The sequence below is a fragment of the Deinococcus planocerae genome (genome assembly GCF_002869765.1).
Taxonomy (GTDB): Bacteria; Deinococcota; Deinococci; order Deinococcales; family Deinococcaceae; genus Deinococcus; species Deinococcus planocerae.
The window spans coordinates 1-14,978 of the sequence record NZ_PNOR01000026.1 but is presented as its reverse complement, the minus strand read 5'-3'; the positions used below and the strand labels follow the sequence as shown (position 1 = coordinate 14,978).

Genomic DNA, 14,978 nt, shown 5'->3' with positions numbered 1-14,978 from the left:
CCCCGTACACTCCCAGCATGAACCCATCCTTCACCATCAAAGACGTGGCGCGACTCGCCGGAGTGTCCACGGCGACGGTGACCCGTGTCCTGCACGGCAGCGGGTACGTCTCGGAGGCGACGCGCAAACGGGTGGAGGAAGTGCTCGCGCAGACGGGGTATCAGGTGAACGCGATGGCCCAGGGTCTCAAGTCCCAGCGCCACCGCCTCATCGGGCATCTGGTGAACAGCCTGATTCCCAACCCGTACTGCGCGTCGGTGGCTTACGGCGTGGAGCGTGAGGCGCGTCGACGCGGGTACGACGTCCTGATCTTCGACATGAACGACGACGAGGAGCGGGAACGCACCGGGGTTGAGGCGCTGCTGCGCCGCCGTCCCGACGCCATCATCTTCACGGCCCCCATCCGGGCCGAGAACGTCGCGCTCGCCGCGGCCTCCGGAACGCCCGTCGTGCAGGTGGAACGCATTACCGAGACGCCCAGCCACGGGGTCGCCGTGGACAACCGGCGGGGGTCGTTCGAGGCCACCTTGCATCTGATCGAACTCGGGCACCGCCACATCGCCTTTCTGGGCGGGCAACAGCTCGTCCACGCGAAGCGCAGCGTCGAGCACGAGCGCCTGGCAGGCTTTCGAGACGCGATGGAGCGTCACGGCCTGCCCGTGGACGAGCGGCTGGTGGTCCTCGCCCGCTACTTCGTGTTCGACGCGAACGACGAGAACGGGTTCGGCGCTGGGCTGGGCAGCGTCGGCTACCGCCGCACCCAGGCACTCCTGCGCACCGACCCCCGCCCCACCGCCATCTTCGCCGCCTCCGACCTCTTTGCCACCGGGGCGCTGCAAGCCATCCACGAGGCGGGGCTGCGGGTGCCGGCGGACATCTCCGTGGTCGGCTACGACAACACCCTGGCGCCCTTTCTCTCCCCGCCCCTGACCACCGTGGCCCTGCCCCTCCTCGACATGGGGCTCGTGGCTGCTGAACTCGCGCTCGCCGCGGCGGAGGAGCGGGCCACGGGCGCGACCCCGGCACCGCCGCGTGTCGAGCACCTCACCACCCGGCTGCTTCTCCGGCAGTCCACCGCGCCCGCCCCGGGAAAGTAAGCGGCGTCATACTCGGTCGCCCCAAAACGTGCAAGATAAGACCACTCTCAGTCCTTTTCTTGTTAGGTCGTGTGTAAACGTTAACACGTGGTCCTGGGGCCCTGTCGAGCCCTCGCGCGGTTCCACGAAGGAGGTAGGCGGCGACGGGAGCGGCGCGGCGTGATGAGGCTCTTTTCCTCACCTGAGGCTGGAAAGGATGCGTTATGCAAAGGCGGCTGGCGATGTGGATGGCGTGCGGTCTTCTCGGGATAGGGGGCGCGGCGCAGGCCCAGCGGGCGCAGGTGACGTTCTGGCAGTTCGACCCCGCGAGCTACGTGGTGGATACCTGGAACAAAGTGATCGCGGACTTCAACCGCAAGAACCCGAACATCGAAGTGAAGATGGAGATCGTCCCCTGGAACGAGCAGCAGCAGCGCCTGATCACGGCGGTCACCGCTGGGGGCCTGCCCGACGTCTCGTACCTCGGCAACAACGTGGTCGCGCAGTTCCAGGCCATCGGCGCGCTCGAACCGCTCGACCGCTATATGGGGCAGTGGTCGCGGGCCGAGGGCCGGGATATCACGCGCGACTTCTGGCCGGGCGAGGTGCAGTACTACCGCCTGGGAGGCCAGTTCTACGCGGTGCCCTTCCAGTCCGAGACGCGCACCCTCTACTACCGCAAGGACCTCTTCCGGCAGGCGGGCCTCGACCCCAACCGGCCCCCGCGGACCTGGGACGAACTGTACTCGTACGCGAGCCGGTTACAGCGGAACGGCGTGTACGGCCTCGCGCAGCCCATGAGCATCGACTATATGACCGCGCACAACTTCGCCCCGGTGTACCTGAGCTACGGGGGCCGCCTGCTGGACGCGGGCGGACGCTGCGGGTTGAACACGCCCGCTTTCAAGACGGCGCTGCGCAAATACACGGACGTGCTCAAAAACGGCGGGACCTCGCCCAATGCCGCGACCGCCTCCGCCACCGTGTTCCGCGAGGGCTTCAGGAGCGGCAGGTACGCCATGCTGATCGACGGCCCGTGGACCTGGGTCGCGCTGCAAGAGAGCAAGCCCGCCTTCCTGAACCAGATCGGCTTCGCGCAGGTGCCGCAGGGGCCGCGGGGGCGGATCGGCTTCCTGGGCGGTGTGCCGCTGGTGATGTGGAAGAGCGCCCGAAACAAAGACGCCGCCGCGGCCTTCCTGCGTTATGCCACCGACCCTGGCCCGAACGGCGCCCTCAAGGAACTGATGGTCGGCACCGGACAGCTTCCGGGCCGGATCTCCCTCGCCCGTCAGGCTCCCTTCAACACCCCGCCCTTCTCCCTCGTGGTGCAACAGCTCGCGGTCGCCCGTCCCTTCCAGTACCCGGATGAGCCCATCCCGCAGATGGGGCAGATCGAGGTCCGCACCCTGCAAACGGCCATCCAGCAGGTCGCGCTCGGCCAGCGGAGCGTGGACGCGGCCACGGTGGACCTATGCAACAACTTGAACAGCATCCTCGGGAAGTGAGGGTGACCCTGGCGCGCCCGCCGAGCACGCGCGGGCGCCCCCGGGGAGAGCGGGCGCTGCCCTACCTCCTCGTGCTGCCCACCCTAGTCCTGATCGGCGCGCTGGCGCTGCTGCCCCTCTTGTACGGCGTGTGGCTGTCCTTTGGCCGCTGGGACCTCCTCAGCGGCCAGGGGCTCAGGGTCGGCACCCTGGAGAACTATGCGCGCCTGCTGCAAGACTCGGACTTCTGGCGGGCCTTTGTCCGCACCCTGTGGTGGACCCTCGGGACGGTCGCCTTTCAGGTCATCGTGGGGCTGGGGCTGGCCCTGTTGCTCAACCGCCCCACCTTCGTCGCGGAGAAGGTTTCGGCCCTGATCCTGCTGCCGTGGGTCACGCCCTTCGTGGTCATCGTGTACGCGTGGCTGCTGCTGCTCGACGGCTCCGGGGGGGTCACGGGGCGGGTCCTCGCCGCGCTGAACCTCCCGCCCCTCTCCCCGCTGGCGTCGCCGCTGAGCGCCTTTGTCACCGTCACGCTGATCTCGGGGTGGAAGGGCACGCCCTTCATGGTGATCGCGCTGCTCGCCGCCCTCAAGAGCATTCCGGCGGAGCTGTACGAGGCGGCGCGAGTGGACGGCGCCACCCCCGGGCAGGCCCTGCGCTTCGTGACGCTGCCGCTGCTGCGCAACACCCTGGTCGTGACTGGCCTGATCCTGGGCATCCTGGCCTTTTACAACTTCGACCTCCCGTGGCTGATGACGGCGGGCGGGCCGGGCGAGGCGACCACGTTGATCGGCGTGGCGATCTACCAGACCTTTTTCATCGACGTGCAGCCCACCTACGCTGCCGCGATGGGCACGGTGATGCTGCTCGTGCTCCTCGTGCTCGCGCTGCTGAGCCTGCGGCTGCGGAGGGCCACGTGAGGCGCAAGGGGCGGGCGGCGCAGTTCGGGTGGGACCTCGTGACCCTGCTCGCCGCCGCGCTGTTCCTGCTGCCGGTGCTGTGGGTGGTGATGTCGTCCTTCCGCCCCTCGCCGGACGTGCTCGGCGGGCCGCTGCTGCCCACCCGGCTCACCCTGGAGAACTACGGCTCGCTCGCCCGCAACGCGCCCTTCGTGACCGCGCTGCAAAACAGCCTGCTCGTCGGGTTGTGCAGCGCGCTGGGCGCCCTGATGCTCGCGGTGCCCACCGCCTACGCCCTGACGCGGCTGCGTTTCCGGGGGCGGGAACTCGTCGGCACGCTCGTGCTGCTCACCCAGATGATCCCGGGCATCGTCATCGTGATTCCCCTCGTCGTGATGATGCGCTCGCTGGGGCTGACGAACAGCGCCCTGGGCCTGATCCTGGTGCACGTGGTCGTCAGCCTGCCCATCACGGTGTGGCTGCTGCGCAACTACGTCGAGGACGTGCCCGTCGCACTGGAGGAGGCCGCGCTGGTGGACGGCTGCACCCGTCTCCAGAGCGTGAGCCTCGTGCTGCTGCCGCTGCTCTACCCCGCCGTCGCCGCCGTGGGCACCTTCGCCTTCGTGCTGTCTTGGGGCGAGTACCTGCTGGCCCTGTCCCTCACCACGACCGCCGACCACCGCACGCTGCCCCTCGCGGTGCAGGGCCTGTTCAGCCAGTTCCGGCAGGACTGGGGCCTGATCATGGCGGGCGGCGTGGTGATCGCGCTGCCGGTGGCCCTGCTGTTCCTGCTGATCCGCCGCTTCCTGGTGGACGGCCTCGTCTCCGGCGGCGTGAAGGGCTGAGCCCCGGGAGCCGCCCCCTTCTCCCCCTGGAGGTCGTGCATGACTGTCACCGGCACCAGAACCCGCACGTCCGCCCTGATCGTCCAGCCGCGCGAGGTCGAGGTGCGCGAGACGCCGCTGCCGCCCCTGGGGCCGAACGACGTCCTGGTCGAGAACATCGCCTCGGGCATCTCCTCGGGCACCGAGATGAACGTCTACCGCGGCCTGGCCCCGCAGTGGCACCGCCGCCAGGACCCGGTGACCCGGCTGTTCGTGCCCGGGGGCGAGCCGCAGTGGGCCTACCCGCTCGCCTACGGCTACGCCAGCGTGGGGCGGGTGGTGGAGGTCGGCGATGAGGTGCTCGACCGTGCGCCCGGACAACTGGTGTTCGCCTACAGCCCGCACCAGACGCTCTCGGTGGTGCCGCGCGTGCTGACCCTCCCGCTGCCGGCGGACACCGACCCCACCTCGGGTGTGTTCGTCGCCAACCTCAACACCGCGTTCAACGGTCTTCTCGACGCCCGCCCCGTGCCGGGGAGCGACTTGGTGGTCTTCGGGGCGGGCGTGATCGGCCAACTGCTCGTCCGCCTGCTCGCCCGCACCGGGCCGCGCACCCTCACGGTGGTGGACGGCATCACGTCCCGCCGGGAAACGGCGCTGCGGGGCGGCGCCACGCATGGCCTCGAACCCGGCGACTCGGTGGCGCCTGCCGTACGGGAGCTGACCGGGAACCGTGGGGCGGACGTGGCCTTCGAGGTGTCGGGGGCGAGTCCGGCCCTGGGCGAGGCGATTCGCACCGTCGGCTACGAGGGGCTGGTCGTGGCGATGTCGTGGTACGGGCAGCCCGTGAACGTGGACCTCGGCGGGGAGTTCCACCACAACCGGGTGCGGGTGCGCTCCTCGCAGGGCAACGCCGTCAACCCCGACCTCTCGCCGCTGTGGACGGTGGAGCGCCGCCAGGCCCAGTGCGTCGCGTGGCTGGGCGGCCTGGACCTGGCGTCCCTCGTCAGCCACCGCTTTCCCATCGAGGAGGCGAGCGAGGCGTACCGGCTGCTCGACGAGCGGCCCCAGGAGACGTTGCAAGTCGTCCTCACCTATGGGGTCTCCGCGTGACCGGCCCCGCGCCTGCCTCCAACGTGGACTCGCGGACCCCCGCGACCTTCCGGCAGTCGTTTACGTGGTGGACCTTCGCGGGGCCGGGCACGGACGCCGACGCCCTGCTGGGGGACGCGGCACGCATCGGCTACGAGGCGGTCGAACTTCTGCCTCTTGACCTCTGGCCGAACGCGAGAAAAGCGGGCTTGACGATCTCCGCGATGAACGGACACCGCTCCATCGAGGAGGGCCTGAACCGCCGCGAGCACCACGCCCGCATCCTGCGCGAGTTGGAGGAGAATGTCCGGCTGGCGGCACGCTGGGGCGTGACCAACCTGATCTGCTTCAGCGGCAACCGCGCGGGGCTGGCCGACCCCGAGGGCGCCGAGGTCACCGCCGAGGGGCTGCGCCGGGCCGCGCCGCTGGCCGAGTCGGCGGGCGTGACACTCGTGCTCGAACTTCTCAACTCCCGCGTCGATCACCCCGACTACCAGTGCGACCGCACGGCCTGGGGCGTGGGGGTGGTGCGGCAGGTCGCCTCCCCGAGCGTCAAGCTGCTGTACGACGTGTACCACGCGCAGATCATGGAGGGCGACCTGATCCGCAACATCCGCGAGCACGCCGAGCACTTCGCCCACTACCACACGGCGGGGAACCCCGGGCGCCGCGACCTCGACGACACGCAGGAGATCCACTACCCGGGCGTGCTGCGAGCGATCCAGGGCACGGGGTACACCGGATACGTCGCCCACGAGTTCGTCCCAAAGGGGGACCCCGTACAGGCCCTGCGCGCCGCGTTTGACCTCACGGTGAGCAGCCTTCAGAAGGGAGACACATGAGGCTGGGAGGACCCGTCTTCGCCCCCCTGACCGACCCTGACGCCTGGGTCGAGGCCGCGCGCCGCCACGGCTACGAGGCGGTGTTTTGCCCGGCGGACGACGGCCCGCTCGAACAGGCCACCGGGTGCGCCAAGGCCGCCGTCCGCGCCGGACTCCTCCTCGCCGAGGTGCCCGCGTGGTCAAACCCCATCAGCACCGACGACGCGAAGCGCCGCGCCTCGATCCGGCGCTGTCAGGAGCGGCTGGCGCTCGCGGACGAACTCGGCGCCCACTGCTGCGTCAACATCGCCGGGTCGCGCGGGGAGCAGTGGGACGGCCCACACCCCAGCCACTACGACGAGGACGTGTTCGATCTGATCGTGGCAACGGTTCAGGAGATCATCGATGCGGTAGGGCCGAAGCGCACGTTCTACACGCTGGAGACGATGCCCTGGACGCCTCCCGACTCGGCGGACAGCTACCTGCGCCTGATCCGCGCCGTGGACCGAACCGGCTTCGGGGTGCATTTCGACCCGGTGAACCTGATCAACAGCCCTGAGCGGTACTCCCGCAACGGGCAGCTCATCGAGGATTTTGCCTTGCGCCTCGGCCCACACATCAAGAGCTGCCACGCCAAGGACGTGACCCTGCACCCCAGGATGCTCGCGCACATTGACGAGGTGCGGCCCGGCCTCGGGGGGCTCGATTACCCCGCGTTCCTGCGCGCCCTCGACCGCCTCGACCCCGAGCTGCCCCTGATCCTCGAACACCTTCCAAACGAGGAGGAGTACGCCCTGGCGGCGCGGCACATCCGCGAGGTCGCGCGTTCCCTGGAGGGCGAGCACGTCGCGCGCTGACAGGTCTCCGTCTCCACCCGCGCCGCTTCCCGGCGGCGAGAAAGGAAAGGGCCTTGATCGACTTCCCCACCATTCCCGCCACCATGCGGGTGCCCGTCTTCGTCGGAGAGGGGCACATCGAGTTCGGCGAGAAGCCCGTTCCCGAACCCGGCGCGGGGCAACTGCTCCTGCGCGTCGCCGCCAACGCCCTGTGCGGCTCCGAGCGTCCCCAGTACCTGGGGGGCTCCGCCGTCACCCCCGGGCACGAGGCCGCCGGGGTGGTCGCCGCCGCCGGGCCGAACACCCGCACCCCGGTCGGCACCCCCGGCGTGGTCTTCCTGATGGACTACTGCGGCGAGTGCCGCTCCTGCCGCCTGGGGCACACCAACCAGTGCCTCGCCAAGCGGGCCGACTACGGCTTCACCCACGACGGCGGGTACGCCCCTTTTGAGCTCGTGAACGAGAACGTCTTCTTCCCCGTGGACCCGGACCTGCCCCTGACCGAGGCGACGCTGCTCCTCGACGTGATGGGGACCTGCTCTCACGCCGTCGAGCGTGCCCGGCACCTGCGTGAGGACATCGAGAGCCTGCTCGTCGCCGGGGCGGGTCCGGTCGGCCTCGGCATGGTCGCGATGGCGCGGCTGCTGCTGGGGGAGGGGGTGCGGGTCCTCGTCACCGACGTGTCCCCGCACCGCCTCGACCTCGCCGCGCGGCTGGGGGCGCTGCCGGTCAATGTCGCGGAAGGGAGCCTCGCCGAGGGGCTGGGACGGCACGGCCTGGGCGCCGTGGACGCCGCCATCGACGCGAGCGGGAAGGGGGCGGCCCGGCAGGAGGCCTTGGCGAACCTCTCCCAGCGCGGCGTCCTGGTGTGTGTCGGACACGGCGAGGGGCTGAATCTCACGGTGTCGTCCGACCTGATCGCGCCCGAGCGGTCGGTGCTGGGAAGCGAGTACTTCCGCTACGACGAGCTGCCCGGCAACCTCGACCTGCTGCGGCGGCACCGCGCGTACCTGTCCCAGATCATCACCCACCGCTTTCCCCCCGAGGAGATCGGCTCGGCCTTCGAGCTGTTCTTCTCGGGGCGCAGCGGCAAGGTGGTGATCGAGCAGTGACCGGCGCGAGGGTGCGGGTGGCGCTCGTCGGGGCCGGACGCTGGGGACGCGAGCACGCCCGGGTCTTCGCCGCGCGGGAGGATGTGGAGCTGGTCGCCGTCGCGGGCCGCACGCCGGAGCGGACACGTGCCCGCGCCCAGGAGTACGGCGTCCGCGCCTATACGAGCATCCCGGAGATGCTCCAGGCCGAGCGGCCCGACCTCGTGAGCCTCAGCCTGCCCAACCAGGGGCACTTCGGGCCGACCCTGGAGGTCATCCGCGCGGGCGTGCCCCTCCTCGCGGAAAAGCCGCTGGTCTTCGACCTCGGCGAGGCGGACATCTTGCTGGAGGAGGCGCGGCGGCGGAACCTCTTTTTCGCCATCAACTTCAACCACCGCTACGCGAAACCCGTTCAACTCGCCAGGGCCGCCATCGAGGGGGGGCGCCTCGGTGAGATCGTTTTCGCCTCCTGGCGCTTCGGGGGTGAGGGGGAAAGCGACCACCCCCACGCCAACCTGATCGAGACCCAGTGCCACGGCTTCGACATGCTCGAATACCTGTGCGGGCCGGTCTCCAACGTGTCGGCGCATATGACCGACAAGACGGGCGGCGGCTACCGCACCCTCGCGCTGGCGCTCACCTTCGAATCGGGGGCGGTGGGCACCCTGCTGGGCACCTACGACGCCTCCTACGCGCACCCCGACACGCACCGGCTGGAGGTGGGCGGCACGCTCGGGCGCCTTGTCATTCACGACACGGTACGGCGCTTCGACTTCCACCCCAACGGAAGCGAACTCGGGGAGGTGTGGGAGGCGGGGTATTTCAACGACCGGGGGCGCGAGTTCCACCGCACTTTCGACGCCCACCTGGACGCGCTGCTCGCGGCCTTCCGCGCGGGGGAGGGGCCGCCCGTCCACGCCGAGGCAGGGCGCCGCGCCCTGCTCCTCGCCCACGCCGCCATCCGGTCCTTCGAGACGGGGCGGGCGGTGGAGGTGGGGCGGCCCGCCGTGGCCGTCGGGTAAGGGGCTTTCAGGTGGCCCCGTCCGGCTTCCCACGCCCGCGTGCCCTGCTCTTCGACATTGACGGGACGCTTGCCGACACCGAGCCGCTGCACTGGCGGTCCTGGCGCGCGGTCCTGGCGCCGCGCGGGGTCGAGGTGGAGGGGGCGTGTTACCGCAGCCGCGTGAGCGGGCGGACCCGGCAGGACGTGCTGCTCGACCTCCTGCCGGGGCTTGCCCCCGCCGACGCGGCCCGGTTGCTGAACGAACGGGATGAGGTCTACCGCCGTCTGGCGCGGGACTTGACGCCGCTGCCCGGCACGCGGTCCCTGCTGGCGTGGGCCGCCGACCGGGGCCTGCGCCTCGCCGCGGTGACCGACGCGACCCGGGCGAACGCCGAACTCGTGCTGAGAGCCACTGAACTGTGGGAAGCCTTCGCCTGCATCGTCCTCGCCGAGGGGGTCGGCGTGGGCAAGCCGGATCCCGCCCCGTACCGGGAGGCCCTGCGCCGCCTGGGGCTGGCGGCCCGGGGAGGCGTTGGCCTTCGAGGACTTACCGGATGGCGTGCGCTCGGCCCGCGGGGCGGGGGTGAGGGTCATCGGGGTCGCCACCTTTCACCCCCCGGAGGTCCTGGCGCACTCAGGTGCCGAGCTCGCCGTGCAGGACTTCACGGATGGGCGGTTGTGAGAGCTGTTGGGGGCGAGGCGTGGACGTCCCCAGCGGAGGGTTCTTTGATCTGGGCTTGCCCGCGTGAAGACGTGGAGGAGCGCCACACGGCAGTGAACGGCGAGGAGTGACCCAGGAGGCCGGGCCAAGATACGAAGTATTTCGCCTTGGCGCCCGCAGGCTGATTGCGCCGTGAAGGAGCCCGTAGGCCCGGACACACCCACCGTCGTGAGGTCAAGCCCGAGGGGTCAGCCTGCCGACCCCGAACGGGGAGCGCACCCGGCACCGCCCCCCGACTGATTCCCCCAACACCACCCGCGGTTGCGGCCCGGGGCCTGGGGCCCCGACCTCAGGTGGCGGCGATGCGACGCTTCACACTCCTGCCCGCACTGCTGCTGGCCGCCTCCACCGGGGCCGTCCCCGCCCTTCCCGGCAGCGTCCCAGCCCAACGCCCACCGACGGCGGCGGGGGGCGACATGCTCTTCTCCCTCCAGGACCTCGCCAGGACCCTCCCGGGGGTCACGGTCAAGGCCACCCGCTTTTCCCCCTCGTCTGCCCCCCACGATCCCCTGAGCGCTGCGGTCTTCTTCCCCGGAACCACGTCGAGCCTTCTTCTCAGCGTCATCCCCGATCCCCAGGGGCGACAGGTGTTCACCAGCAGTTCCCTCCTGGGTGGCCTGAGCACGATGTGGAATGCCTCGAAAAAACCCGCCCACGTCTGGAGTTTGAACGGCTGGCCCCACCCCGTGCTCAGCGTCGGCACGTACCGGGTCCAGCTTGGGACGAACGCCCATCCCGCCGCACCGAGCACGCTCTACGGGCTGTTCGCCCACCAGGTATGTGGGTTTCAGCGGGGGCTCAATGTGGGGAACACGAGCTTCGTCACGACCTACGATCCCGAGTCGGGCGATTTCGTCGTTCCGAAAGCCGTGGGGTACGGTGGACGCTTTGAGCACCTCGTCACCCTCAGGGGCCACCCCAACCAGGCCTTCCTGGCGGTGACCACGCAGGGCGGCACCTTCAGCATCGTCACGCACACCGGCGCCCAGGGCCGCGCCCGCCTGGTCCTTCCCATGACCGGGTGCGGTATACGTCCGTCCTGAAGCTGGCCGGCAGCAACGTCCTCACGCAAGCGGCGGGGCTGGGTGGTGTCCACTTCGTCGCCCCGCTGCGTTTAAGCGTGCCCCTGGAGCAGGTGGGGCAGGCCTGCCGGGCCGTGAAGCCCAATGAAGCGGGCAGGGTCGGCCAGCCCTGGTGAGTCGGCGCCGAAGGGTTTACCCTGTCGCCGGTGGAAAAGCCGTGTGCTGACGTGCCCCCCGTTCCCTGGGGCGTTGCCGCCGGGCAGATCATTCACATCCGCAAGTCCGCTCTCATTGATCCCGGGGGTAAAGACGAACGGCAGGAGACCTTCGGTCGCAGCCCGCTCACCCAGGGCCCGCGCGACCCTTTCGGTCAGGCCCTCATCCGGTCGGCCCTCGAGCACCCGGTTCCTGTTCCAGGGCAGGCGTGGGATCGTGGCCCTGGCCGGACTCGCACGCCACTCCATCCCCGGCCCGGTCCCCCGGCTGCCCACGCTGGAGCGGGGCCCGCTGGGCAAAACCTTCCAGGAGGAGAGACGTGAACGACCGTGATCGAACCCACCTGACCCGCTGCGTCGAGCTGGCCGAGGAAGCGCTCAGGTCCGGCAACGACCCCTTCGGCTCGCTGCTGGTGTCGCCCTCGGGCGAGGTCCTGTTCGAGGACCACAACCGCACCGCCTCCGGCGACGCCACCGGACACCCGGAGTTCGCCATCGCCCGCTGGGCCGCGTCCCACCTCACCCCCCAGGAACGCGCGGGCGCCACCGTCTACACCTCCGGGGAGCACTGCCCCATGTGTGCCGCCGCGCACGGCTGGGTCGGGCTGGGCCGCATCGTGTACGCGACTTCCGCCGCGCAGCTCACGGCCTGGCTGGAAGAGTTCGGCGCTCCCCCCGCGCCGGTGAACCCGCTCCCCATCGGGGCGGTGTTGCGTGAGGCGACGGTCGAGGGACCGGAACCCTCCCTGAGTGAGCGCCTGCGCGAGTTGCACCGGCACAACGCCGCACGCTCCCCCGGTCGCTGACCGGCACCTACTCGCAGGCCACGCGGTCTCCGTCCCGGTCGAGCTTGGTGCTGTACCCGGGCTCCCCACGTCGCAGGGGCGCCCGGCCCGCTCGTCGAAATCCGAGGTCTCCCACTGAGGGGACTCGCTGCTGCGGTTGAGTGGGCTACACCTGGCCGCGGCGGCGCTGTTGTCGCTCGGGATGAGGTCAAAGTGCGTGAGCCGCCCGAACTGGTGGAGGCGTTCGGGGCGGGTGGCGGCCCGGGCGAGACAGGTGGTGCGGCAGGGGGCGGCGGGGCACCTGCTGGGTCGGTCACGGCGTCGCTCCCCAACGGCGCATGGCAACGCCCCTGACCCGACGTTCCCGCGGACGCACGCAGCGAAGGGCTGCTCCTCATTGAACTTGCCCCTCCAGCCCCGACGAGGGCTGGTGTCTGGTTCCGCTGGCCGGCTCCTCCAGGAGGTGGGCGTTCACCCGGTCCCCAGTAGGAGTGTTGTGACGCAACAGCCGTTACGCTCGGTCCAGCGCTCCAGGGCGCGCCGCCCATGAGGTCCCCCCTTCCCCCCCCTGCCGCATCCCGGTTCCCCTCCCGTCTGCTCGCCGGGGTGGCCGCCCTGCTGCTGGTGTATGTCTTGCTGTGCAGCGTGCTCTTCACCCTCTGGCTGCCCGGCCCGGAGACCGCGTACCGCTTGGACCAGGACCTGCTGCTGCCGCTCGGCCTGTTGGGCACCCTGGCGGCCCTGCTGGCCCGGCGGGGCGCCGAGGGCCGCACCCGGTGGGCCTGGACCGGTATGCTCGCGGCCCACCTCACGCTGGTCGCCGCCCTGATCGCCGAGAGCTTGCACGTGCATCTGGGAGGCCCCGTGCGCGAGGACGGCCCGGTCGCGGACCTGCTGTTCGCCCTGATTTCTCCCCCGATGGTGGCCGGGCTGCTGCTGTTGCCCAGCGCTCCTGCCCTCGCCCGGGACCGGCTCAAGCTCGTCATCGACGTGCTCACCCTCGCGCTGGCAGCGGGCATGGCGGGGTGGGCGGGGCTGGTGCGCTGGCCGCAGGAGGCCGCCGCGCGTTGGGGCCTGCCGCTGCCCCCCCTCGGTCCCGACAAGCTCGCCCAGCTTGCGGGCGGCCTGGTGTTCGTGGTGCTCGGCGCGCTGGTCTTGCTCGCGCCCGCCACGCCCCGCACCGTGCGCCCCGCCCGCTGGCTGCTGTTCGCCGGGTTCTTGTTCGGCCTCTCAGTCCTCGTGTTCGAGACGCCATTGGGGCAACTGCCCGCCCTCCAGACGCACAAGCTGCTGTCGGTCAGCGGGTGGGCACTCGCCGAGCTGTGCTTCGTGCTCGCCGCCCTGCGCCAGTGGCAGGACGCCACCCGGCGCGCGGACCTCCTCCTCGACAACGGGGCCCTCCTGAGCGCGGCGCTGCCGTACGGCGCCCTGATCACGCTGTACCTGCTGTTTTTCGCCTCCTTCCCGGGCGACCTCCGGATGCGCGAGTGGAGTGCCGCCGCGTGCTTCACGGCGACCCTGCTGATGCTGACCCGGCAGGGACTGGTGATTCACGAGAACGTGCAGATCGGTGTGGCGCTGCGCGAGCGGACCCTGGCCCTGGAGGAGTCGGACCGCCGCAAGGACGAGCTGCTCACGGCCCTCGCCCACCAGGCGCGGCACGACGCCCTGACCGGACTGCTGGGCCGCGCCGCCTTCACGGCCCACCTGGAGGCGGCGGTTCGCCAGGCCAGCCTGACCGGAGAGGGGCTCGCGGTGCTGTTCGTGGACCTCGACGGCTTCAAGGCGGTGAATGACACCCTCGGGCACGCGGCGGGCGACGCCCTGCTGCGCGAGGTCGCCGTCCGGCTGCGCGGGGCCGTGCCTCCGCCGGGTCTGGTCGCGCGGCTCAGCGGCGACGAGTTCACCGCGCTGCTGCCCGGGCTGGGCGGCCAGGAGGCCGAGCGGGTGGCCCAGGCCATCATCAAGGGCCTCTCCCGGCCTTACCTGCTGGCGGGCCGGCAGGCCGGGGTGACGGGATCGGTGGGACTGAGTGTGTACCCTGCCGACGCCACCGACGCAGACACGCTGCTGGGGCACGCGGACACCGCCATGTACCACGCCAAGGCGCGTGGCAAGAACGCCTGGCGCGCCTACACGCCGGAGATGGACCCGGCGGCGGGGATCGGTCCCCTGCTGCGCGGCGCCGCCGGGCGCGGCGAGTTCACGCTGCACTACCAGCCGCAGTTCGACACCCTGGGCCGCCGGGTGCTCGCCCTGGAGGCGCTGCTGCGCTGGACCCACCCCGAACTCGGACCGGTCGACCCGGGCCGCTTCATCCCCGTGGCCGAGGACAGCGGCCTGATCGTCGAGATCGGGGCCTGGGTGCTCGACGAGGCGTGCCGCCAGAACGCGGCGTGGCAGCGCGCCGGGCTCGCCCCCGTGCGCGTCGCGGTGAACGTGTCCCCTGCCCAGCTCGCCCGCGAGGCGTTCGCGGCGGAGGTGGGGGACACCTTGCGTCGCCACGCGCTGGCGGGCACCTGGCTGGAACTGGAGGTGACCGAGCGGCTCGCGCTGCGCGAGGTGGAGCGCGCCGTCGCGGTGCTGCGCGAGGTGCGGCGGCTGGGGGTGCGCGTGGCCCTCGACGACTTCGGTCAGGGCCACTCCTCGCTGGGACACCTCGCGCATCTGCCCCTCGACGTGCTCAAGGTGGACCGCGCCCTGATTCAGGACCTGGGCCGCGCCGCGCAGGCGGACCGGGTGACCCAGGCGGTGGTGGCCCTGGGCCGGGGGCTGGGGCTCGAGGTGGTGGCGGAGGGCGTGGAGACACCGGCGCAACTCGCGGCCGCGGCGGCGCTGGGCTGCGAACGCACCCAGGGCTTCTTGCTCGGTCGCCCGCTGCCCGCGGCTGAGATCGAGCCGCACCTGAGGCTAGAGGCTGGGCAGAAGCCTATCCAAGAAGGGGCCTGATTTTCGCCAGCATCAGAACGCAGGCGGCGACGGAGTGAAAGCCGATCAGGGTGGAGGACAAGCGTTCCAAATCTCGCCCGAGGCGACGGAAGCGCGATAACCATGCCAGGGAGCGCTCGACGACCCAGCGTTTGGGCAGGAGGACGAAGCCGCGTGAAGC

Annotated in this window: 15 protein-coding genes and 1 pseudogene; 14 read left to right on the top strand and 2 right to left on the bottom strand. The window is 70.9% G+C overall.

The window, feature by feature from the left end:
* Window positions 1–17 precede the first annotated feature (17 nt).
* The 13 genes from A7B18_RS14800 (at window position 18) to A7B18_RS14745 (ending at window position 11,890) form a co-directional block, all read left to right on the top strand.
* Entirely contained in the window at window positions 18–1,097 is a 1,080-nt protein-coding gene (locus A7B18_RS14800; RefSeq protein ID WP_102127470.1) for a LacI family DNA-binding transcriptional regulator, read from the top strand.
* Between the two features lie 203 nt (window positions 1,098–1,300).
* Window positions 1,301–2,581, top strand: coding sequence for an ABC transporter substrate-binding protein (locus A7B18_RS14795; RefSeq protein WP_102127469.1), 1,281 nt, complete (start codon window positions 1,301–1,303; stop codon window positions 2,579–2,581).
* On the top strand, window positions 2,578–3,480 hold the full coding sequence (locus tag A7B18_RS14790) for a carbohydrate ABC transporter permease (RefSeq protein ID WP_180970181.1): 903 nt from the start codon (window positions 2,578–2,580) through the stop codon (window positions 3,478–3,480). The genes A7B18_RS14795 and A7B18_RS14790 overlap by 4 nt, the downstream gene beginning before the upstream one ends.
* Complete coding sequence (locus tag A7B18_RS14785) at window positions 3,477–4,304, top strand: carbohydrate ABC transporter permease (RefSeq protein WP_102127467.1); 828 nt, start codon at window positions 3,477–3,479, stop codon at window positions 4,302–4,304. Before A7B18_RS14790 ends, A7B18_RS14785 begins: the two co-directional genes overlap by 4 nt.
* Before the next feature lie 39 nt (window positions 4,305–4,343).
* Window positions 4,344–5,396: a zinc-binding dehydrogenase gene (locus A7B18_RS14780; protein ID WP_102127466.1), complete on the top strand. Its 1,053-nt coding sequence runs from the start codon at window positions 4,344–4,346 to the stop codon at window positions 5,394–5,396.
* Window positions 5,393–6,217: a hydroxypyruvate isomerase family protein gene (locus A7B18_RS14775; RefSeq protein ID WP_219722140.1), complete on the top strand. Its 825-nt coding sequence runs from the start codon at window positions 5,393–5,395 to the stop codon at window positions 6,215–6,217. Before A7B18_RS14780 ends, A7B18_RS14775 begins: the two co-directional genes overlap by 4 nt.
* Entirely contained in the window at window positions 6,214–7,053 is an 840-nt protein-coding gene (locus A7B18_RS14770; protein ID WP_102127465.1) for a sugar phosphate isomerase/epimerase family protein, read from the top strand. Before A7B18_RS14775 ends, A7B18_RS14770 begins: the two co-directional genes overlap by 4 nt.
* Before the next feature lie 53 nt (window positions 7,054–7,106).
* On the top strand, window positions 7,107–8,144 hold the full coding sequence (locus A7B18_RS14765; protein ID WP_219722139.1) for a zinc-binding dehydrogenase: 1,038 nt from the start codon (window positions 7,107–7,109) through the stop codon (window positions 8,142–8,144).
* Window positions 8,141–9,145: a Gfo/Idh/MocA family protein gene (locus A7B18_RS14760; protein ID WP_102127464.1), complete on the top strand. Its 1,005-nt coding sequence runs from the start codon at window positions 8,141–8,143 to the stop codon at window positions 9,143–9,145. The genes A7B18_RS14765 and A7B18_RS14760 overlap by 4 nt, the downstream gene beginning before the upstream one ends.
* A gap of 11 nt (window positions 9,146–9,156) precedes the next feature.
* Window positions 9,157–9,918, top strand: a complete 762-nt coding sequence (locus A7B18_RS14755) for an HAD family hydrolase (protein ID WP_219722138.1) — start codon at window positions 9,157–9,159, stop codon at window positions 9,916–9,918.
* 231 nt (window positions 9,919–10,149) lie between these two features.
* Window positions 10,150–10,890 carry a hypothetical protein gene (locus A7B18_RS14750; protein WP_102127463.1) on the top strand — a complete coding sequence of 247 codons (741 nt, stop codon included), beginning with the start codon at window positions 10,150–10,152 and terminating at the stop codon, window positions 10,888–10,890.
* Entirely contained in the window at window positions 10,869–11,045 is a 177-nt protein-coding gene (locus A7B18_RS22040; protein ID WP_180970180.1) for a hypothetical protein, read from the top strand. The genes A7B18_RS14750 and A7B18_RS22040 overlap by 22 nt, the downstream gene beginning before the upstream one ends.
* Window positions 11,046–11,404: 359 nt before the next feature.
* Window positions 11,405–11,890: a nucleoside deaminase gene (locus tag A7B18_RS14745; protein WP_102127462.1), complete on the top strand. Its 486-nt coding sequence runs from the start codon at window positions 11,405–11,407 to the stop codon at window positions 11,888–11,890.
* Window positions 11,891–11,897: 7 nt separating this feature from the next.
* Here the strand turns inward: A7B18_RS14745 and A7B18_RS14740 are convergent, their stop codons facing one another.
* Entirely contained in the window at window positions 11,898–12,005 is a 108-nt protein-coding gene (locus A7B18_RS14740) for an excalibur calcium-binding domain-containing protein (RefSeq protein ID WP_102127461.1), read from the bottom strand.
* A 470-nt stretch (window positions 12,006–12,475) separates the two neighbouring features.
* Between A7B18_RS14740 and A7B18_RS14735 the strand changes: the two genes are divergently transcribed.
* Window positions 12,476–14,818 carry a putative bifunctional diguanylate cyclase/phosphodiesterase gene (locus A7B18_RS14735; protein WP_102127460.1) on the top strand — a complete coding sequence of 781 codons (2,343 nt, stop codon included), beginning with the start codon at window positions 12,476–12,478 and terminating at the stop codon, window positions 14,816–14,818.
* Here the strand turns inward: A7B18_RS14735 and A7B18_RS14730 are convergent.
* A pseudogene (locus A7B18_RS14730) lies at window positions 14,799–14,978 on the bottom strand (IS5/IS1182 family transposase); the annotation flags it as partial. The gene A7B18_RS14735 and the pseudogene A7B18_RS14730 sit on opposite strands and share 20 nt — an antisense overlap.